This is a genomic window from Nonomuraea sp. NPDC004186 (genome assembly GCF_053603495.1).
In genome coordinates, this window is the sequence record NZ_JBSGFQ010000286.1 from 1 (window position 1) to 1,007 (window position 1,007).

Annotated in this window: 1 protein-coding gene; it reads left to right on the forward strand. The window is 65.5% G+C overall.

The genetic code is table 11. The features are described from left to right. Positions 1-16 precede the first annotated feature (16 nt). On the forward strand, positions 17-1,007 hold a 991-nt coding region (locus ACWEPL_RS65285), incomplete at its 3' end, for an IS110 family transposase (RefSeq protein WP_452443107.1).

The window sequence follows — 1,007 nt, forward strand, 5'->3', positions numbered from 1 at the left end:
GGAGGTGTGTATCCGGGTGCCGTCCGATCGTGATCGGCGGCGTCGTGCCCAGGAGGTGCGGACGTTCGGGACGACGAAGAAGGAGATCGTCGCGTTGGCGGACTGGCTGCGCTGCTGGGGCGTGAACACGGTGGTGATGGAGAGTACCGGCGATTACTGGAAGGCTCCGTTCTTTCGGCTGGAGGCCGAGGGATTCGCGTGTGAGCTCTTGGATGCCAAGCAGGTCAAGGCGCTGCCCGGCCGTCCGAAGACCGACCGGTGTGACGCGGTGTGGCTGGCCAAGGTCACGGAGCGCGGGATGGGGGTCGGATCTTGTTTCGTGCCGTCGGAGGAGATTCGTCGGTTGCGGACGCTGACCCGCTATCGGCGGCATCTGATCGAAGAACGGTCGCGGGAGAAGCAGCGCTCGGAGAAGCTTCTCGAAGACGCCATGATCAAATTGTCGGTGGTCGTGTCGGACCTGCACGGGGTGTCGGCCCGCGACATCATGGAGGCGCTGATCGGCGGGCAGCGTGATCCGAAGGTTTTGGCGCAGTTGGCGCGCGGCAAGATGCGCAACAAGATCCTCGCGTTGGAGGAGGCGCTGGATGGCGCGGACACCTTCACCGGCCACCACGCTTTCGTGCTGCGGATGATGCTGGACAACATCGATCACCTCACCGTTCAGATCGACGGGCTGACCTCCCGGATCGAGGAGCTGATCGCCCCTTTTGAACGGCAGGTCGTCCAGCTCGACGGCATCCCTGGGATGGGACGCATCGCCGCGCAGGACCTGCTGGCCGAGATCGGCGCGGACATGAGCGTCTTTCGCACGGCGGGGCACCTGGTGTCGTGGTGCAAGTTCTGTCCCCAGGTCAAGCAGTCGGCCGGCAAGCGCAAGGGCCGTAACTCCAAGGGGCGGGGCAATCGGTATGTGGCCGGTGTGCTGGGCGAGGTGAGCGTCAGCGCCGGCCGATCCAAGACCCGTATCGGGGCCCGTTACCGCCGCATCGCCCGGCGACGCGGTA